The sequence below is a fragment of the Paenibacillus sp. FJAT-26967 genome, assembly GCF_001541095.1.
Lineage (GTDB): Bacteria > Bacillota > Bacilli > Paenibacillales > NBRC-103111 > Paenibacillus_F.
Window position 1 is genome coordinate 112,479 of record NZ_LMXH01000007.1, and the last position, 20,546, is coordinate 133,024.

Annotated in this window: 14 protein-coding genes; 2 read left to right on the top strand and 12 right to left on the bottom strand. The window is 52.9% G+C overall.

Annotated features, from left to right (window positions below; translation table 11 throughout):
• Positions 1-53 precede the first annotated feature (53 nt).
• From AR333_RS21025 to AR333_RS24790, 7 genes are all read right to left on the bottom strand, one after another.
• The gene (locus tag AR333_RS21025) at positions 54-803 is read right to left on the bottom strand and encodes an SDR family NAD(P)-dependent oxidoreductase (protein WP_068777332.1); all 750 of its coding nucleotides are present in this window, start codon (positions 801-803) and stop codon (positions 54-56) included.
• Positions 804-1,210: 407 nt separating this feature from the next.
• Positions 1,211-2,797 carry a stalk domain-containing protein gene (locus tag AR333_RS21030; RefSeq protein ID WP_068777333.1) on the bottom strand — a complete coding sequence of 529 codons (1,587 nt, stop codon included), beginning with the start codon at positions 2,795-2,797 and terminating at the stop codon, positions 1,211-1,213.
• 153 nt (positions 2,798-2,950) lie between these two features.
• Positions 2,951-3,508, bottom strand: coding sequence for a DUF1273 domain-containing protein (locus AR333_RS21035; RefSeq protein WP_068777334.1), 558 nt, complete (start codon positions 3,506-3,508; stop codon positions 2,951-2,953).
• Between the two features lie 128 nt (positions 3,509-3,636).
• A complete protein-coding gene (locus AR333_RS21040; RefSeq protein ID WP_068777335.1) occupies positions 3,637-6,237 on the bottom strand; it encodes an AAA family ATPase in 2,601 nt (866 codons plus the stop codon).
• Positions 6,227-7,537 (bottom strand): bifunctional 2-polyprenyl-6-hydroxyphenol methylase/3-demethylubiquinol 3-O-methyltransferase UbiG, encoded by a 1,311-nt coding sequence (locus AR333_RS21045; protein WP_068777336.1) that lies wholly within the window; start codon positions 7,535-7,537, stop codon positions 6,227-6,229. The genes AR333_RS21040 and AR333_RS21045 overlap by 11 nt, the downstream gene beginning before the upstream one ends.
• Positions 7,538-7,580: 43 nt before the next feature.
• A complete protein-coding gene (locus tag AR333_RS21050; protein WP_068777337.1) occupies positions 7,581-8,363 on the bottom strand; it encodes a nucleotidyltransferase domain-containing protein in 783 nt (260 codons plus the stop codon).
• 202 nt (positions 8,364-8,565) lie between these two features.
• Positions 8,566-8,718 (bottom strand): hypothetical protein, encoded by a 153-nt coding sequence (locus AR333_RS24790; protein WP_172798915.1) that lies wholly within the window; start codon positions 8,716-8,718, stop codon positions 8,566-8,568.
• A gap of 464 nt (positions 8,719-9,182) precedes the next feature.
• Between AR333_RS24790 and AR333_RS21055 the strand changes: the two genes are divergently transcribed.
• Together AR333_RS21055 and AR333_RS21060 are read left to right on the top strand one after the other, a co-directional pair.
• Positions 9,183-10,508 carry a YafY family protein gene (locus AR333_RS21055; protein WP_068777338.1) on the top strand — a complete coding sequence of 442 codons (1,326 nt, stop codon included), beginning with the start codon at positions 9,183-9,185 and terminating at the stop codon, positions 10,506-10,508.
• Positions 10,483-11,364, top strand: coding sequence for a WYL domain-containing protein (locus AR333_RS21060; RefSeq protein ID WP_084783913.1), 882 nt, complete (start codon positions 10,483-10,485; stop codon positions 11,362-11,364). Before AR333_RS21055 ends, AR333_RS21060 begins: the two co-directional genes overlap by 26 nt.
• A gap of 217 nt (positions 11,365-11,581) precedes the next feature.
• Here AR333_RS21060 and AR333_RS25825 read toward each other — a convergent pair whose 3' ends face one another.
• The 5 genes from AR333_RS25825 to AR333_RS21085 form a co-directional block, all read right to left on the bottom strand.
• Complete coding sequence (locus AR333_RS25825; RefSeq protein ID WP_068777339.1) at positions 11,582-13,441, bottom strand: flagellin; 1,860 nt, start codon at positions 13,439-13,441, stop codon at positions 11,582-11,584.
• 252 nt (positions 13,442-13,693) lie between these two features.
• On the bottom strand, positions 13,694-14,911 hold the full coding sequence (locus tag AR333_RS21070) for a VWA domain-containing protein (protein WP_068777340.1): 1,218 nt from the start codon (positions 14,909-14,911) through the stop codon (positions 13,694-13,696).
• 2 nt (positions 14,912-14,913) lie between these two features.
• Positions 14,914-17,568 carry a DUF5682 family protein gene (locus tag AR333_RS21075; protein WP_068777341.1) on the bottom strand — a complete coding sequence of 885 codons (2,655 nt, stop codon included), beginning with the start codon at positions 17,566-17,568 and terminating at the stop codon, positions 14,914-14,916.
• The gene (locus AR333_RS21080; RefSeq protein ID WP_068777342.1) at positions 17,565-18,668 is read right to left on the bottom strand and encodes an AAA family ATPase; all 1,104 of its coding nucleotides are present in this window, start codon (positions 18,666-18,668) and stop codon (positions 17,565-17,567) included. Before AR333_RS21080 ends, AR333_RS21075 begins: the two co-directional genes overlap by 4 nt.
• Complete coding sequence (locus AR333_RS21085; RefSeq protein ID WP_068777343.1) at positions 18,669-20,534, bottom strand: HEAT repeat domain-containing protein; 1,866 nt, start codon at positions 20,532-20,534, stop codon at positions 18,669-18,671.
• Positions 20,535-20,546 lie beyond the last annotated feature (12 nt).

Consider the following 20,546-nt stretch of genomic DNA (forward strand, 5'->3'; position numbering starts at 1 on the left):
GGCATTACCGCCGGTAGCCGCTTGTCCTATGTTGTATTGTATAACCGCTTATATTATCGCAGCATAATGGAGCCGCCGTCCACCATCAAGGTTTGACCGGTCATGTAATCGGAATCGGAGCTTGCCAGGAACACCGCTACACGGCCGATATCCTGTTCAGGATCGCCCATTTTGCGGAGCGGAATCTTGTTCACCGTAGCTTCATATTCCGCCGGGAAATGCTGCTTCCAGTTCTCTACGCCCGGTGTATAAGCGATAGGGGAAATCAGATTGACATTGATCCCGTCCGGACCCCACTCGTTCGCCACGACACGGGTAAGACCGCGGATCGCTTCTTTGGCAGCCGCATAGGAAGCCTGATTCAGCATACCATTGAGACCGGCGCCGGAAGCGAAGTTGATTACTTTGCCCTTCGTCGCTTTCAGATGAGGGTAGCATTCCTGCATGAAATAATAGGTCGGATAGAAACCGGTATTGAATGACAGGGCCAGCACATCATCCGTCGTATCAACAAAAGGCATCTGCTTGGAAACATGGGCATTGTTGACCATAATATCCAGCTTGCCGAATGTTGACACGGTTTCTTCTACGATACTTTTAATGACCGCGCGGTCCGTAATGTCACCTTTGATGAATTTACCCTGGCTGAGCTCGTTGAGTTCTTGCTCCGTAGCTCTGCCCTTCTCTTCGTTGACGTCAACGATCACAATTTTCGCGCCTTCCTTGGCCATCGCATGGGCCATCCCTCTGCCGATTCCGGAAGCGCCGCCTGTAATAATCGCGACTTTATCTTGTAATCTCACAATAACTCCACCTCTCATAAGATGTTATATTTTTAAGCCATATTTCTAACATACGCCTTTTAATCGGCAAAAACAATTTTCTCCCCAGCCGTTCAACAGACTGACAAAAAGTGAGTGATTTGATGGGCAAATTTTACTGGATACATTGGACAAAACGCTATATTCCACACCCTTGGGAACTGTTCCAGTATTTGCAGGAAAGACCGCTTTTAGTCATAAGATCTTTTATACAGGATGCTTCCAATTTATAAAATAGGTGCACCCTCTTGCACCTCCCGGAAATAAAAAATATGCCTGATTAGGCACGGAGCTTCATGTTATAGGAGACAGAGCGTTATCTATGCTGCCTTTGCTTCGGAATTTGCCGGTAATAATAAAAGGCCCCTCCCGGGGCCCTTTATATTCCCTTACTTCCCGTCCGGATAAAACTTCATCGTCATTTCCCCTGCCGGAAGTTCGTAACTTAAATCAGCTTCGGCATAAGTAATCCCCTCGTAAGTAACCCGGGTGTAACAATGATCGACACCCAGCACATTCCCCCAGTGCTCCTGCACGTAGCTGTTCATCCATTCCTTCTTCGCTTGTTCGGGCAGCTCCTTGAACTGGACTAAAGCTTCCCGGGTCGGCATATCGAGAATCATGATGGCCTCATTCGGATTTAAGCCGTACATGTTGCCCTCGTCGATTCCGTCTATTACTTGCTGGTTGATTTCCTTCTTCAGCTTCATAGCTTTATAGTAAGTCGAATTCATGTCAGGCTCGGAAGTTTTATAAGAGTCTTGCTCATAGTAGCCGCTCGATATGACTTTACCCGAAGAATCGGACCGCTTGCCGATTCCCTCCGCCCGGCCGTCATATACTTCTCCTTCATAGATATCACCGTTCTCGTATAGGATTCTGCCCTCCCCTGATTTCATGAAATATTTAAACTGACCTTCGTAGTTTAATCTGCCGTCAGGCCCGTACCACTTCCCGGCCCCATGGGGAATGTCGTCCAGAAAATCTCCCTCATACATCACTTGACCCTGCATCAAGGAACTATAGAGCTTCCCCTTGCCCTGCTTGAGGCCATTCACGAACTGCCCCTCGTAATTGAGATGACCGCCGCTGTACGTTTTACCAATTCCGTTAGGGGTACCATCCACAAATTCTCCCGTGTAATACAAGCTTCCATCTTCGAAATAATATTTTCCGCTTCCTGTCCGGATATTATCTGTATAATTGCCTTCGTACTTTACTTTTCCATCTTGGTAATAGAGCTTACCGGTCCCTTCTCTAGCTCCGTCAGCAAATTCTCCGATATAGTATGAACCGTCATCGTAAATCATTTTCCCGTGCCCGTTTGCAAGATTGCCGCCAAATTGCCCTTCGTAATACGAAGATGGATTATCCAGATCAAACTGTTTGCCCATACCTTCCATGCTGCCGGACTTAAAGTCTCCTTCGTACCATAGTTTACCTTGATAAAAGTAACTTCCTTTCCCTTCTTTGATCCCGCCTGCCCGATCACCCTTATACACAAGATCGCCTGAATAGAGCAGATCGTTGGTATTGGATTTAAGCGTCGAATTTATATGAATCATTTGGCTGACATCAGAATCCCCGCTCCAGGCTACGGCTCTTCCTGTTGCTTCTCCTACAAAGCGCAGGGGAATGAAGGTCGTGCCGTTTGTTAGTCTAGCCGGGACAGCCAGTGTCATCGTTTCGCCATTGACAACAGCCGCAGGCTGATTGATGGCAAGCGAAATCGTCCACCCGCCCTTTTTACCGGAAACCGTCTGTGTATCTGCATCCCAGAGAACCTCAATCCCGAACTTTTCAAAAAGAGGACGGAAAGGAACCAGTGTGACTCCATCCTCCACATAAGGCTCTTCATCAAAATTCATTAATTCGGCGTCCACAAACACGAGGATCTGAGGTGCCTGGGCATACATGTTGGCTGGCATGCACAGCAATAAAGCCAAGACCATTGCAGTTAACCATTGTTTCTTCAAGTGATTGTTCTCCTTTGGATATGGTGTAGTTGTTTACTTATTTTTCCTCCCGATTATATTCGCTGTATGCAGGGTCAAGTTCCTCCGGAATTCGCTGTCTCAATAAAAAAAGCCGAGGCAGTTAAATACTGCCTGGCTTGTGGTATGTCCCATTTATTCAAATCCCCTTATGTTCTCTTCATCCGCAATGTTCTGCACATCCTCCGGGGTGATAAGCATGCACACGTAACCTTCGTCCTCCTGCTTCTTGAGGGCACGTTCCTTCATGAACTTCGGACTTCCCTCTCCCGCTTCTTCGTCATAGAACAGCAGGATCCCATCGGTTTTGCGCAGCAGCAGATCATCTCTGGCTTTCAGCTGCCACACTCCGCTGTAAGGCTGTTTGCTGACGGCCGCATAATAATCGACCCCTTGAAGAATCCGTCTGTAAAAGTCCTGTTTATCCTCTTTCCACTTCTCTTCCGGATTCTCGTAAGCCGTAATGACCGACAGCTGCAAGTGCGGATACAGCTTCTTCAGCTCAATGACAACCTCGCAAGCCCACAGATCGACGCCGTACTGGCCGGCCGTAATGACCCATTCGAGCCCTTCCTCGATAAGGGGAACGAGCTTGCCGGCGATCGCTTTTTTGATATAGGGAATGCCTTCATGCTTCTCGTTAAAAATATTCAGCTCATGCGCCCGGTAGCCGGTGACGAGGAGGTTCTTCATGCTCGGTAACTCCTTCAAAGCAGTTTATGTGCCAGAATAGCCGGCATCTCATACTTGGATATGGATTATATCAGAAAGTCCATGTATTGGATACTATCGCCATCCCCCGGCCTCAGCCTCCCCCATGTCTACAGGCGCGGATCGATTTCCTTCTCCTGCGCCACCTCGAACAGCAGCCCCGCGGCCGCTTGCTTGTAGGCCTCATGGTCCGGCGCAATATCCGCAAGCGGGATTTGCAGCATGAGCTGCCCGAGCCGGTGCTCATTCAGAGAAGTCCTCAGCTTCTGCCGGATGCTCTTCTGCTTCATCAGCTTGCTGTACTTGTGCGGGAACCGGTAATCGTAGCCGTAGATGATGGACATGTACTCTGCATTGCGTACTTTCATGTGCGGGACCGCCTTACTTCGTACTGCGTCCGCCCCGGCCTGTTCCGGCTTGATGACGACGCCTTCCATACCGTTCTCCGCGGTAAGCTTCGCAAAATACGCCCCCGCTTGCCCGTAAGAATCCGCCGAGGTCAAATCCAGCAGAAGGGCCTCGTCCTCCGACAGGAAACGGTACATGTCGGAAGTCTTCCATACCGGCATTTCCTCACGGCCGTCCGTGTAGATCATTTTCAGAACGGCAAATGGCTTGTAGGCCAGCTCGCCATCGCCCGCATACAGATCCAGCTGCTTCTTGTAGGTCTCATACGCGGCCCGATGCCCCGCAAGCGGAACCTTATTCTCCAGAATGCCGCGCAGATTCTTGTAATTCTGGTACACGCTGGACCCGTATTTCTCGCTGAGAGCCGACTTGTTCAGATGAAACTGATCCTGCTCGAAGCCGCTCTCGCGGTACGCTTGCGCCAGCTGCCCGAAGGCCTGCTCGAAACCGCTGGTTTCCAGGAAGGCCAGCTCGGTTTCCAGCGCTTTCTCAATCGGCCGGAACTGCTTGTCGATCAGTCCCTCGCCCAGTACGCGCCATGGAAGCAGCTCTCCATCCAGAATCAACACGGCGAGATCATTCTCTTCCATGTAAGCGCCGAACTTATCCAGCAGCTTCTCATAGACAGGCGTCAGATTCACGCCAACGATCTTGTACCCGTTCCGGCTGACCGCATAGCTCCCGGCCGGGTCGCGGTGCAGGTACACATTGCAGCGCGAGCCCATGTATTTGGGCTGGAGTATAACTTCGGTTACACCGTGCTCCTTGTAATAATCCAGTCCGCGCCTTAGCGACTCCAATTCACCGGACGCCTCATCCTTGTCCGCCGGGGACATGGTGCCCGAGATGAAGTTAATCCGGTTGTGTGAGCAATAGTTCAGTCTGCGCAGATCCTCCGCATCCAAGTCGTGAAGCGACACGTTTCTTTCCAGCTGGAACAATGCCTGAAGCTCTTCATGCAGAACTGTTCCCCGCGCCCGGCGGGATTTATAGACCGGCTTATACGTAATGCTTACGGCTGTCAGCGCATTCCCCTGCACAGAGCCGGTATCCAGATGCAGCTTGTTGCGGATGCGGAAGGCCTGCTTGGCCGCCACATGCCCGAAGATGTGGAACGGGTGATTCTTAACCGCTTCCTCCTGCAGAAAAGCAAGCTGCTCCTCCAGCGGAGCGCTTCGGTCAATGCGGAAGTTCCGCTGGTGGCGCGCCGAGTTCGCGTCAAGCTTGCCGATGTACTTATTGCGGCAAGGAGCGTGTGTCACGAAGAACGACGGCCCCTGCACTCCGATCAGCCGGTAGAACGGCTTGGAGCGCTCCACTAGCGCATTAAACTTCGCGAGCAGCTCCTGATCGCCGGCTAATACCTGCGTCGAATCGAAATACGTATGCAGCAGTTCCCGGTCGATCCCGCTGATTTCCCCGCGCAGGTACTTGTACACGAAGTTCTCGTGATTGCCGAGCACCAGCAGAAAATGCTCCCGGTTCTCATACAGAAACTCGACCGTTTCGCGGGTGTTCCGGCCCTTGTCGATCCAGTCGCCGACGAGGATAATCTTCGTGTCCTGCATCCGGCCTGTGGCAATCAGGCGGCTGCCTTCGATTCCGAATCCGTAATCCATGAGCAGGCCTTTCAGCTCTCCGGCACATTCGTGGACATCGCCCACGACGATGTATTTCCGGTCCTGCGGCAGGATGGCCGCCATATACTCCGCTTGATCATCCACCATGATTTTATAAGCTTCATTTGCCCGCCCCTCTTCGGGCAAGTAGAAATCCTTGGCGCGAATCTTATGAACTTTCGTATACCCTTCCCGTCCAAGCGATCCGAGCACTTCTTTGCGCAGCCGGTTAATGTGGCTGGTGATCAGTTTCTTGGAGCGCTCCGATGCATAATAGTCTTCTCGTTGGCGGTAATCGAACAAGATGACTTCGAGGTTGTAGTTATGGTCGTGCGCGATCTCCCGGACTGCTGCCCTGAAATCTTCTGCGAGCCCCGTTGTATCCACGATGACGAACTCCGCATTAACCGGGAACGAGGTCGCCATCTTGAGACGGGTATACAGCAACTGAAAAGCCTGCTCGCTCGCCTCCAGCATAACTTGATCGTACTTGTCGTATTCGAACCCGAGTATTTCCTGGCGGATACTGTCCGAAGACAAGTACTGGACATTCGCCTTCAGAGCCCTGGTGTCATCCTGAAACCGGAGCTGGGGAATCAGAACCTCCCGGGCAAACGTCGTTTTACCGCATTCCGTTGATCCTACCAGCATATAGATCGTATGGACCTTCGTTCTAATCTCCACCTGCCACCGCCTCCTTTTTCTTCACAATCACGCCCTGTGTCGTCTGAATACCGTTCACTCCGTCTCCGATCGCAACGTATGTATAATCCAGCTTCAGCCTGCCTTCCGGACCGGCTTCTTCTTCCAGTTCACGGGCCAAATCTGTAAACCACCGCCGGAATTCTTCCAGTCCCATTTCCCATTTGTGATCGGCATGCCGGAATCCGTCCAGCTCATAATACTCGTTAAAATCCGCATTAGGCGTCGTTATGACGAATGTATGAAAATCAACCCTTGTGCATACTTGCTTAATCAGCTTCCGCGCTTCCTCCAGGCTCATATGCTCGATAACCTCCGTCAGCAGCACATCCACCTGCTCGCCGTTATACCCCTCCAGGAATGCTTCTATGGAAGCCAGCGCAACCAGATTATCCAGCTCCTTGGCACTGGCCTTGCGCTTCACTACTTCCAGCGTCTCCTCATGGATATCCACCGCATAGTAACTGCCTTCAATTTTCCCGGCAAAAGGAATCGCATAGAACCCTTCCCCGCAGCCCAGATCGAGGATGGACTTGTCAAAGGGGAGAATACCGCGGATGTAATTCCGTCTCTGATGCGCGGTGCTGCCGAAATCAAACCGGATGCTGTAACGGTCTGTTTGTTCCAGTTCCGCCTTGTACTCCTTAAACCGTTCCTTCGAGGTCAGGAAATTCCTTACGAACAAGCTGCGAATATAGAACGGCGCGTTTATAACGTGAATACTGCTAATATATTTGCCCAGGATGTTATCCGAAATGTCGATATATTCTTCTCCGAACTGAGCCAGGAACAGGCATAATACGCTCACCACATTCAGCAGTTGATACAAGCTTCTGCCCGTCGTCACGGTCAGCGAGTAGCTTTTGTGTGTGAGATGGGTCAGCGTGAAGGTGAAATCGGGCAGGTGCTTTTCAAAAAACTCCACATACCGGACCAGCTGCACATGAATCACCGGAATCGTACAGGTATTCTCGTAACCATCCGTATCCCGTGCATCCCGTACCTTCAGCGGAGCGGAGAAAAACTCATTCAGAGCATTCAGCGGGAACAACGGCGTGTTGTAACGGGACACGTTCAAATATTCAAAATTCTCATCCTGATGTTTCTTGTAAGAGATCTCGTTGTCCGCATCTTTGAAATACACGTTAAAAGTGGAAGAGTCCGTATACCAGCCGTAGGCTGTTCCTTTACGGACCGACCTCAGCATCATGCCGGAGCCCGGATTTTTCTTGATGATGAAGGACAAATCCGGATTGGTGGACTTCACCTGAAATATAGCCATGTGTATCAACTCCTTATCTAATGTTCTATTCGTAAAAAAACGCCTATCCCCACACTTCATGCAGCGCCGAACGGAAAAGCTTATCCAGCTGCTCCTGACCCGGAAGATCCGCATCATCCATGGCCGCTGCCGTTTGCTCGAAATGCGCGATCCGCTCTTCCAGAAATTCATTCAGCTGGGTCAGTTTTGGCTCGTAATCCAGCTCTTCGCCCGCTTTTTTGCGGGATAGAAGCTGCTGGATTACGCCGTACAGCTCGCTCTCCTTCGGTATAAGCGCATCGACCAGCGTGCCGAATTCCATCGGAGGCATGCTGTTGCGGGACTCAATCCAGGTGCAGGCCAGAAGCGGCCTCAGCACGTAGAAGTACTTTTTGATCTTCACCCGATCCCCCTGCAAATACTGCCGGTAGTTCCCTTTGGCCATATTGAGGTAATGGTACGTACACGACTTCGGGGAGAAAGTTAACGGAGATAAGCTCCGGATCTGCTCCGCCACCGAGTATTCCTCATAATAACGGATCGGGGACTGAAGCCACTCCAGCAGCGGCGGATTCGATTTGCGGAACAGGTAGAGCGCTTTGCGCAGATCCCAGCCGCTCAGATCCAGCAGATCGTGGATCGGCTTCTCGATCACATCTCTCTTTTCAAATACAGACAAGTACCATGAGAGAGGCCGCACGTATATAAAACGGACGTCATAGTCGCTGTCGCGGGAAGGAAATCCCCAGGCACGACTTCCCGATTCGCAGGCATATAAAATACGCACGCCCTCTTGCTGCTCGATATGCTGAAGCTCCGTTCGTATAGTCGACCGGTAATCTGACATATGATGTCACTCCTTTGCTTGTTCACGATATGGTTCAGGTTCAGGTTCAGGTTCATTGGAGCGTCCGGCATGATATAAATCAGCTTCGGCCGATTCCGTCCAATCATTCCCACGCTTAGGGATATAAACGAAATAGGCCACGGACTCAAGAGTCCATGACCGGATTTCACACTGTATCAGGAGGCACATGGCAGACTCCAATTTAAATAGAGTCCGAATAATCCCTCTTATGAATACAATTCCGGCAGGCCGCTGAGCGTGCACTGCTTCTATGAAGATGTGGCGCGATAATAAGACGTTCATCCTGCTGCTGATTAAGCCCGCAAATATCCTGATGCAGATTTAGCATGGTCATCGGCCTCCTTTGAATTAGTAGTGAAAGTATACTTTATGTTCCAAATATTGTAAATCATAACCTTTTATATAACGTTATGCGCCTGCTTATCCCGCGCTACTCTTGGGAGCTATCCAGGCTCATCGCCGACACCAGGCACAGACTGCTCTACCAGTCTGTGCTATCCTGCCTTGCGGCAGGAGTGGGATTCGAACCAACGGCAAGTCGCTTAAAAGGTGAATTAACCCGTCGGGGCGCCTCAATGATCTGATCGTAAGGCCGGCACCGGGATGCCGATCTCGCCCTCTTATCATCGCTCATTCCGGCCGCAACGAACATGGCGAAAGTATTACGAAAGCCGAAAAAGTTTGGCATTCCGCCCAGATGCTCCCCTTTTTGATAGAATGAAAGAGACGGGTATACAAAAAGCAGCGAGAGGGCGGCCGGGCCCTGCTAACGGGAGACAAAGAAACGGGGAATGTTCAGTGGCTAGAGAAAGTTTCGATAAAGAAATCCAGTTCCTCCGTCTGCTGGCTTTGACTAGCGGAGCCTACAGCCGGCAGCAGTTTGCGGAGCGTCTGGGCATATCTGTACATACGTTCGATAAAACACTCCGGCGCCTGAAGGAAATCGTTAGCGCCGTACATAATCAGCTGCCCGAAACACAAAGCAAGGAATTCGCGGAGATGCTCCGCTTCAATTATTATGAATCGGCAGATCCGATGCTTCTTTTCCTGTACCGCGCCAAATCTCTCAAGGAATCCGAATCCCGGCGCCTGTCGCTCATTCTGACCGCGATTCAGGACCGGTCCCTGACTGCCTATGAACTGATGGATGCCTGCTGCCGGGGTCTCCCGGAGGACTTGTCTCTGCCTGATGAGAAAACAATTCGCTCGGATCTCAAATATTTGGAGGAGGTCGGCGTCATCCTCCGGGAGCCGGGAGGACGCCCTTACCGGTATCGCATCCAGCATGATCTGGTCCGGGAACTCAGTAACGAAGAGCTGCTTGATCTGTACGATTACGTGGATGTAATGGCGAATACACAGATTCCTTCCGTCCAGGGTTACCTGCTGCGCGACAGCCTGAAGAAAGCACTCAAGCAGCAGGGGCTGCAGGCTGAGATCGCGGAGCCCTTCCTGTACAAGTACCACTACTATTCCCGTATTCTGGATGAAGCGCACTTGTACACTCTCCTGGAGGCAATCCGGCAGCGCAGGAAGCTTTCCTTCCTTTACTTCTCGCCGAAGTCGCGCAAAAGCTATGCCTCACAGAATACCAATCCGCTGTTCGAGCGCGACATCGCAGGCCGGCAGGAGCTTATTCTCCCGCTCAAAGTCGTGTACGATCATCAATACGGCCGGTGGTATCTGCTCGGCCACACTGCCCGCCAAGGCATCATCAAATTCCGGATGGAGGGCTTGACCCAGATTCAGGAGGGCGCTCCCGTAACCGAAGAGACTTTCCGGCTTAGGCTGGGAGAACTGGAAGCGAAGACACGCTACAGCTGGCTGATCGACACCGGCAGCCCCGTCCGGGTGCGGGCGCGTTTCTACAAGCCGGAAAGGGCTCCTGCCGATTTCGTCAAAGAACGGGTGCTCCTTCAGGGACAGTGGGGCGAAATTACCGAAGAAACCGCAGAATCATTCGTGTACGAGATCACGGTTAACGGAATGACGGAAATTAAGCCGTGGCTCAGGAGCTTCGGGTCCAGCTGCGAAGTTCTGGAACCTGCCCGGCTGAGGCGGGAATTTATTGCGGAGTGGAAGGAGATGCATGCGTACTATGAACCTGTTCGAGAAAATCTTTAACTATCAGATCATCTCGCGTCTGGATGAATCGGGCCTTTACACCCTGACTTCACACGAACGGAGCTGGCTCAAAAGCATGCTCGCCCACCCTTCGGCCGCCGCAGCCTTTTCACCCGGGACATTGGAGAAACTGCGGAACCTGCTGGAGCCGGAGCAGACCGCGGATGTATCCTCCAGCTTGACCGAGAAAGCCAAAAGCCGTGAAGGCGAGGCGTTCCCTCCCCTTCTCCGTCAGCTTCGCCGCTTGCTGAGAGCCCGGCAGGGCTTCCGGCTGACGTACCGGGTCAAGAACGGGCGCATCCAGCAGGACCGATCCGGACTGCCCTACAAGCTCGAGTATTCCATGGTCAAAAGAGAGTGGTACCTGCTCTGGTACAGCCTCCACAACCGGACCTTCATGTCCACCCGGCTCCAGAACATCACCCGGGTAAGCGAAGAACCCGTAACCGCTGAGGTCTACAGCAGTGTGATTAGAAGACTCGAGGGGGCGCTGCTGTCTCGTAAAGATCAGATTGTCATCGAGGTGATCTGCCGGTACAACGCGGAATTGTCGAGAATCCTCTATGCCTTCTCCTGCTTCGAGAAAGAGGTAGACTACACGACTGATACGGATACGTATCGGATCCGGCTTACCTACCAGCGCGATGATGCGGAGTACATTCTGTCCAAGCTCCGATTTCTCGGGATGCGGGTTAAGGTCGTAGAGGGAGCGGAGCTTCGGGAGAGGATGCGGGAGACATCAGCGAAGGCACTGAGAAGGTATGAGATTGAGCCCAATACGGCAGAGCTGGATAAATTTACGGCGGATGGACTTGCTGCTGAAGAGGCAGCTGCCAGTACGGCCGAGGAGATATAAGCCGCTGGTGCCGGGCCCGGGTTGTCGAGCGGACGGACTCTCTCGTTGCCGGACTCGGCAGGAGAGGCTCCCCCCATACAAAGACCAGAAGAACAGGATAGCATGCCGCCGTCATATATACGAACCTTGGATCAAGCATCCGCTCACTTGAGCAAGCGGTCTGATTCCCCGCGAACAATGAAAATGAGAAGCCGGTTTTTACCTTTGGCTTCTCTTTTTAACGAAGTAGCTGAAGAACTTGTTGAGGGGCTTGATTAGCCTGCGCAGCCATGGCTTGCGCGGCCTGGGTCAACATACGGATTTTGGTTAATTCCGCTATTTCTTTGGCCATATCGGCATCACGGATGCGAGACTCCGCCGAGATGAGATTTTCTGAAGAATTGCCGAGATAGTTAATGGTATGTTCAAGGCGGTTCTGATAAGCACCCAGACTTGCACGCTCAGAAGATACCCGGTCTACCGCTTCACTTATCTTTGTAATCGCCTGGCTGGCGCCTGATTGCGTAGTGAGGTCAACCTGATGAATGCCCAGTTTATTCGTACGGATATCCGGAAGGCTGATTTTCATGATTTCACCTTGGTTTGCACCCACCTGCAAGATTAGACCATCCTTGATTCCCGACATTTTAAAATCCGTCAAAGAGTAGCTGCTGCCGTTCATCTCTCTGGCAAAGACGATTTTATCTCCTTCATTTAAGGCTATAACGCCTGCATTCCGGTCGCTCAAGACCTGGTTTAAAGTGGCGATTATACTGGTAGAGGTATAGGTGCCGGACGGGACCGTCACCTTTCTTACCTGGTTGCCCTCTACAGTAAATTCCCATTCATTGTTGCCGTCTTTAATATCAATGCCGCTGGCGATATCCAAGTTGGTCACAATTTTACTCGTTGATGAGGGATTCCAGGTAGCTCCCGGTTGCGTGGATCTCAGAAACAAAGGATTGAGTGCATTGCCCGACAGCAGCTGAATCGTATCGTTAGCCCCGGACCGGTTATGCTTCAGCGCAAGAATATAATGATTATTCCCCATTGCGGGTGAATCATTAACTCCGACAGACCCGGAGAATGAAGCGCTTATATCGGCTCCGGTTTCCCCGAATCTTTTGTTCAGTTCAGCGGCAAGCTCATTGCGAGTATAAGATCCTTCCTGCAGTACGATGGTTTTATCCACACCGCTGACTCTGATGTTTAAAGTGTCGTTAACACCTGCTTTAACCGTATAACCGGTAGAAAAGTCCGCTTCCCTTCCCCAGACTTCATAATTACCGAAGTATTTCTGAGTCTGTCCGAAGAGATCGGCAAAGCCGCTTCCTTCAACTTCTATGCGGTGTTCTCCGGAAATCTTACTCTCCAGGATATTCTTCATGTGGGTACTGTCCCATGAACTATAAACCGAATGCAGCTTAACGGGAGCTCCGGCAGCCTGCAGCTTATCATTAATATCTTGATACAGGGCCGTAGTCGAACCATCGTAAGTGCCGGCTGTGATCTTAATCGTATAGGCCTGTCCGTCGAACTTAACCGTTAATTCGTCGTTGATCCCGCTTTGAATTTCTAAACCGCCGCTCATATGTATGTTGTGGCTGTTTCCGACTATGGCGGCCAGGTTTAACGTGTTATAATCCTTGCCTGCAATTTTAGTGATTTCTCCGCCGCCGATATCTCCATTCAACAAATGGATCGTGTTGAACGTTGTCGTATTGGCGATCCTATCAATTTCTTCCTTCAGCTGGTTCATTTCCGCTTGTATTTTCATCCGATCGTTGTCCGCGTACGTATCCGTAGCCGATTGAACCCCTAACTCATTCATCCTCTGCAGGATCGCATGAATTTCCCCCAGAGCGCCTTCAGCCGTTTGGATCAATACGATGCCATCCTGTGCGTTTCGTTGCGCTTGCTCCAATCCTCTGATCTGGGCTCTCATTCCTTCGGAAATCGATAGACCGGCTGCATCGTCAGCTGCCCGGTTAAGTCGGTAACCCGATGATAATTTCCCTATCGAATTTGCCTCTTTTTTAGAATTAGCTTGTAATTGATTCTTCGTTCTCATCGCCGACAGATTATGAGCAATTCTCATCTCGATACCTCTTATAACTTAATAAAATGAATAGAATAATTACCGACACTTAGTTCTACAGACTCATATTGATCCATAACCATTTAGCTTATCCTATTAATTATTCTATAATTAGTAGATGTTTTCCTTTATTTTTAGGTCAAAATAACTACTAAATAGAAACGACCCCCATTTATCTGACGGGAGTCGTTATGTGCTTATTGTTCGCTCAATCATTCACTTCAGAGTGCTCACGTTTAAAGTCGGTGCCTACTACACCGGCTTCGTCCCGACCCGTTTCGCCAGCTCGGTCAAGTCCATGCCTTTCAGAGCCCCTTCTACCAGCACGGGAAGCAATGCGGGCGTACATGCGAAACACGGGGTCCCATCCCGGCTCAGCTGTTTGGCAATGCGCTCGTCATAGAACGGTTCGCCCTCGTCGGACAATGCCAGCAGGCACATCGTTCTGACCCCCGCTTCGCGCAGCTCGCGCATACGGCGGATCAGCCCGGCCTGATTGCCTCCTTCGTACAGATCCGACACGATGATGAACAGTGTTTTCTTAGGCTCCTCGATAAACTGCTCACAGTAAGCGACAGACTTATGAATATCGGTCCCTCCGCCCAGTTGAATGCCGAACAGCATATCGACCGGATCGTTCGCACACTGCTCGGTCAAATCGACTACCTCGGTGTCGAACACGACGACCCTTGTGCTTAGCGAGGGAATACTCGCGAAGATCGAGCCGACCACCGAGGCCCAGATGACCGAGTCGGCCATGGAACCGCTCTGGTCAATGTCCAGAATGACCGTCCATTCCTTGCTCCGCTTGGCACGGTCGAAATAATAAAACTTCTCGGGAATGATCTGTCGCCGCTGCGAGTCATAGTTCTTTAAGTTGCGCTGAATAGTCCGCTTCCAGTCAATTCCGCTGAGGGAAGGAAGCGGAGAATGCTGTCTGCGGTTCAACGCTCCTGTAACGGCCCGGCGCATATCCTCATTAAGCCGCCGGGTAAGGTCATCGACGACGGCCTTGACCAGCATGCGCGCGGTGTCCTTCGTCTTCTCGGGAATTTTGCCTTTGAGCGACAGAAGTGTCCCTACCAGCTGAATATCCGGCTTGACCGTAGCCAGCACCTCCGGCTCCAGCAGCAGCTGCTTCCAGCCTTTGCGCTCCATAGCATCATGCTGGATAACCGATACGACATCATCGGGAAATAAGCTGCGCACATCCCCGAGCCATTTGGACAGCCTTGGAGCGGAATTCCCCATTCCGGCACCTCTGCTGCCTGCGGAAGAGGGGCCGCCGTCACTTATCCCGCTCGTATCATCATAAATTGCCGCGAGCGCTTCATCCATAATCCGCTCTTCTTCCGTCAATGTGATTATCCCCGCGGAACTGCTTGTCAGCTGCTGCTCGGCTGAGGCTCCGAGGATGAGACGCCAGCGCGACGCCAAATTGGGATCATCTTGTGATGGATGTATGTTCATAGTCAAAAGTCCTCAAAATCAAAATCGTTCAAGTCATCTATCATCTTCGCTTCTTCCTCCTTCAGCTCGCCGGTCAATACCTCGGCGGCCTGCTCCGTGTCTACGCCCCACAACTCTCCGAGCACCTCGGCGATCATATTCTTCTCCCTGGGAGCGAAGGTACTGAAAGCACGCCGCAAGAAGACCAGGGCACGGACGAATTCATCGTCGGACAGTGAAGAGATGTATTCATTGAGCTGTTCCCATAAGCTCATCCGGGATAAAAGGGCGTACCGGTTGCGTCCGGACAAACCCTCGAACCAGCCGGCCCCCAAATCGGCCGGAATTCCCGGGGAAAGCCTCCGGGATACTTCCTGCGCGCACTGCTCTGCCGTAATGGCATTGCGTTCCATCAGCAGCGCGCAGGAGTAACCGGACAGACGCGCATTCCGGTCGTCCCGTTCCGCCAAATGCAGCAGCTCCCGCAGCCACAAGGCTTCGTCGATCTGCTCGCTGTGATCCAGCGCGATGCCGTTGATCTCGCCCATCGCGACGATCATGGCGCCTGCGGCCTCATCGCTGCAGTTGCTCGCATCCTGCAGGAACAGGCAGGCGCGCAGGAACAACTGTTCCAGCAGCGGAACCAGCGGCCCTGTATCCAGACGCCGGAGATCTCCGTAACGGATAATAGCGGACAGCTGCCGTGCTGCGATAGCAATCTGCACGACATCCCGGCTGTCCACCGCAAGCCGCTGAAGCGTCTTGCGCCCCGCTTCCATCTGGGCGGTCATCCCGCACTCGCAAGCGGTGCGGATGAGCGTGGAGGCCTCGGCAATGGAGCTGCACTGCTCCAGCTTCTGCTGAAGCACGTACGCCGAAGCCACTTCAACGGTTTCGCCGTGCAGAGTGGACTCCACCACCTGAATTTCCACTTCTGGCGACCATTGGAGCACCCAGTGCTCCGCCCAAGTAGCGCCGTCCTGCCCGCTTGGCCTGATCTTCGCGAGTTCAATGCCCAGCAGCTTAAGCCGGTGGAGCAGAAACGAGCGGTTCAAATCGAGAAAAGCCGATTCTTCGCTTTTGACCCGCCGGTTCTCGCGAAGATCCAGCGCCAGGTCGACCGCCACCGCCGTCTTGTATTTCTCCAGCTTAAGCCGCTTAAGCAGACGGTTCAAGTCTTCCTGGATCGGCGTCTGGCTGACACCCTCGGCAAGCTCGCCGATATTCGTTCCGACGTCGGTCCGCGCAAGCGCATCGGCGACGACGGACAGATCGCCATGGCCGAGCAGTGTCTGCGCCGCATCCCTCAGATCGCGCAGCGTAGGCGCGCTTCCGTCATGGAGAGCGGCGAGAGACTCGGCCAGCCGGACCGCCTCAATTACCTCGGCGGTCGAGCGGTGGGTTCCTTGTTCACGCATCAAGCGGGCAATTGCGGACAGATAATACCCCGGCAGCTCGTTAAGTGTACCGTTAACCATATGCTCCCACATCAGCTGGAAGTAGTTCGGGGCATTATTGCCTGCACCATAGCCCGACATAGAAGAAAGCTTGAAATATGAATAAGGCATCAGAGTAAGTTTAGTACTGCGGACAGGCAATGATTTAAGTTCCCGGTCCGTCATGGCCCCGCTAAGATCCGTCAATGCAGCCGCATGATAAGCGCCGCATACGACGACAATCCTGCTTGGCTCATGCCCCGAAGCGATCGCCTCGCGGATTTTCCGTCTCATGTAAGCTTCCCGCACCGCGTTATACGCGTATTCGGAGACCTGCTCACGGCGCTCCTTCTCTTCCGACAGCTGACGCATTTGGGCAGAGAAAGCCAGAATCGCTTCCCGGTAAGCACCCGTACTCAGATTGTGCTCATAATGACGCTCCCAGTACATGTCGTAGTCGTGTTCGCCCGCAAGCTCGGCAATCCGGCTGTAGATAGACCGGGATGTCACATGTGCCTCGTCCAAAGAAAACGATTCCCCCGCCTCTTCAGGTTCTGGTTCTTCATTCCCGTCACGACCCGGCCGGCTTGTCGTTTCTTCGACCCGGCTTGGGTCCGTTGACGAAGCGGACGGTATAGATGCTGCCGCTGCTTGTCCTGATTGCCCTGCTTCTACATTTATTTTCACTGTTGCTTCTGCTTCTGCTTCTGCTTCTGCTTCTGCTTCTGCTTCTGCTTCTGCCTCTGCTTCTGCCTCTGCTTCTGCCTCTGCTTCTGCCTCTGCTTCTGCCTCTGCTTCTGCTTCTGCTTCCTCAGCCTCGCACCCCACCGCACCTTTCGCATTCCCGGTTCCGCAGTCCATGTCTTCCGCGACAAGCTCAGCCTCTTTTCTCCGGACGTCCTGCAGCGCAAGAATAACGGGAGTGGGAAGATCGATAAAGGCCGCATAGGCCCCGTTGTCCTGTGCCCACTTCATCGCCTGATACTCAGGGGAGTATACTGCGAAAGGCCAAAGCGCCGTATGTACCGGCAGATCATCCGTAAATGCCAGAATGGCTACCGGAGGTTTGGTAGTGCCATTCGTCAGATGCTTAATTTCCTCTGAAGCGTCGGCGGGTCCTTCGATCAGAACGGCCGTAGGCTGAATGTCGCTGAGAAATTCCAGCAAATGTTTCGAACCGCCCGGGGAAAGATGCCGCACCCCAAAAATATGTACCGATTCCTCCGCAGCTCCGGGACTCACTCGTTCATCTCCTTGCAAGCCGTATACAAACCGCGCCACTGCGCTCCCCGCTTCTTCATGACATTGTCCAGGTATTCCTTCCAGACAAGTTTGTCCTTATCGTCATCCTTCACAATCGCCCCCTGCAGACCTGCCGCCAGATCTTCATCGGTCAGCTCACCGGTTCCGAAGCTCGCTGCCAGCGCCATGCTGTTCGTGAGCAGTGAAATGGCCTCGGCCGTTGAGATTACTCCAGCAGGAGATTTTACCTTATCCTTCTTATCCAGCGTCATCCCGCTGCGCAGTTCGCGGAAAATCGTCACGACCTTGACCAGCGCCTCATCCGAAGGGACAGCGGCCTGCAAATCGTAAGATGAGGCAATTTCGCCAACGCGCTTCTTCACGATCTCGACCTCGGTTTCCATGCTCGATGGAGCCGGAAGAACGATGATGTTGAAGCGTCTTTTGAGAGCGGCGGACATTTCGTTGACTCCGCGGTCCCGTGTGTTTGCGGTAGCGATAATAGAGAAGCCTTTGCGGGCGTTCATTTCCTTGCCCAGCTCAGGCACGGATATGGTCTTCTCCGACAGGATCGAGATCAGCGCATCCTGCACCTCCGAAGCGCAGCGGGAAATTTCCTCGAAACGGGCAATACCGCCTGCTTCCATCGCTCTCATAATCGGACTCTGTACGAGCGCCTCCGGTGTCGGGCCATTCGCCAGGAGCATGGCATAGTTCCATGAATAGCGGACATGCTCTTCACTAGTGCCTGCCGTGCCTTGTACCACAAGACCGGAGTTGCCGTAGATAGCTGCCGACAAATTCTCCGACAGCCAAGATTTGGCCGTTCCGGGTTCTCCGATCAGCAGCAGCGCGCGATCCGTTACCAGAGTAGCGACAGCCATCTCGATCAAACGCTTATTGCCGATATATTTGGGGGTGATATCGGTTTTACCTGCTTTACCGCCTGCTATAAAAGTGAGGACGGATTGCGGGGACATTTGCCAACCGGCGGGAATTTTGCCCTGATCCGCTTTACGCAGCGCTTCCAATTCATCCGCATACAGCTTCTCCGCTGACAATCTCATTTGATCCTGCATCTGCATTTGTCCAGTTCCCATTTACTCGTCTCCTTTAACTTTGGGGGTCAACAGAATTGGCTGATTCCTGCTCATTGCGTCCAGAGCAAACCGTATCTGTTTCTCGGCGGTTGACCGGTAGAGAGGAAGAGCTTCCTTCAGCCTTGCTTCATATGATTTCGGAAGCATACACAACTTCTCAAAAACATAACCGTCCAGTATATAGCAGTTTTTATTCCGTTTGTCTTCAAGAGCCGACACCAGAGCTTCCCGCCGGATCTCTTCCTCAACTTCCGCCCGCTCAAGTCCGAGCAGGAGCTCGCCTGCTAAGCGGTTACGCAGTTCGGGCTTCAAGCTTAACTGCCGGAGCAGAAACTGCTGCGCGGATGGTTGACCGGGACGGGCAAAAATACTCACCAGGGTATACTGCTCCAGTTCGATGAATCGTTCCAGCCAGCGTGGGTCCCAGCCCGCCTCGATTTCCTCAATTGAAGGAACAATCGGGAAAGCGAGCCAGTGCAGCCAATCCGGCTGCGCTCCTTCGGCTGCTTGGACTTGTCCGTTCCGGTAAGCAAGAACCTGATTTGCGATCACTTCCATCAGGTTCTCCTGCCGCTTCACTGCTTCTTTCGTCTGGCGGCGGATGACCAGAAGGTCTTTGAATTCTTCATAAAGTCGCGAAGGAGACAGCAGGCGGAACGCAGCCCGGAACGCGAAGGAGACATAACGGGCATCTTGCTTATAGAGGGGGAGGAGCAGCTCAAGCATCTCGGACGGCCCCAGATAAGCCGCATAACGGGCCGCATCGTCAACCAGGGACTTCCAGCCGTAAGACAGATACCGGGAAGCATCTTCCAGCACCCGCGTAAACAATTCATCCAGTACATCATGCTGCTTGTGATTCAGCGCCCTTAAATAATGCCGGATACGCTCCCAGGCAAGATCGAATGCCTTCTTGTCCTCCCGGATTGCTTCCGCATTCTGAAGTTCCGCGTCCAGGTCGCGTACCAGGCGCTGGAGAAGTACCTCCGAATCCGAGTTTACGGCTGCTTCTGCCGCAAGCTGGATATCTTTACCGGAGAAAGCCTCGTGCAGGCGCTCCGCTCCTTCGGCGGACCCGCCGGCCGCAAGAGCCTGATAGGCCGCCTCCCGGATCGGTTTCCTCTTCTCCCGGGTCCAGCCGAGCAGCGCCTGTACGTAGGCTCCGTGACCTGCAAGCAGACCTATAGCGGTTACCCTCACATCCTCCGAACCGTTCTCAGCCGCCTCCAAGATGAGAGGCAGCACTTCCTGGCCGCCTGCCTGCGCGATAACCCTAAGCTTCCTCGTCTCAGCTTTGCCTCCGGCACGATCAAAAGAAGCCGTCAAATGAGGGAGCACCACCGGGCCGTAGGCGGGCAGAATGGACGTCATCGCAAAATCGGCGAGTTCCGCGTAAGGATCGTTTAACGCAGCTATAGCGGCATTGAACAGCCGCAAGTCCTGAAACAGCCCCTCCCGGAATGCCTCCGTCACAATTTCATAGCGTCCGCTGCCGGTTGTCGAAAGCGCCTCGCGAACCGCCGAAATCTTGCGGTAGGAATACGAAGTGGAGAGCGGAACCGGACGGCTCTTAAGATCGCCGGGCTCCCCCGCCGGCGATGTCTTACCTTGCGTATGCAGCACGGAGCTTAACAGCAGGCCCAAATCTTGCAGACTCCCGGCCGGATTACCGCCTCCGCCGCCTGAAGGCTCCAGCACCCGCTGGATACCTTCGCCCAGTTTTTTGAAGACGGGGGCGCGCTCTCCCAACTGCTGAAATTGAGGCAGCAGTTTCTTCAGCCGAAAATCTCCCGCCGCCAGTTCACTTCCGGCTATATACAAACGGCGCATTTCTGTGTGCAGTTCTTGCAGTAATGCAGTGCTCATTTATAAACCTCC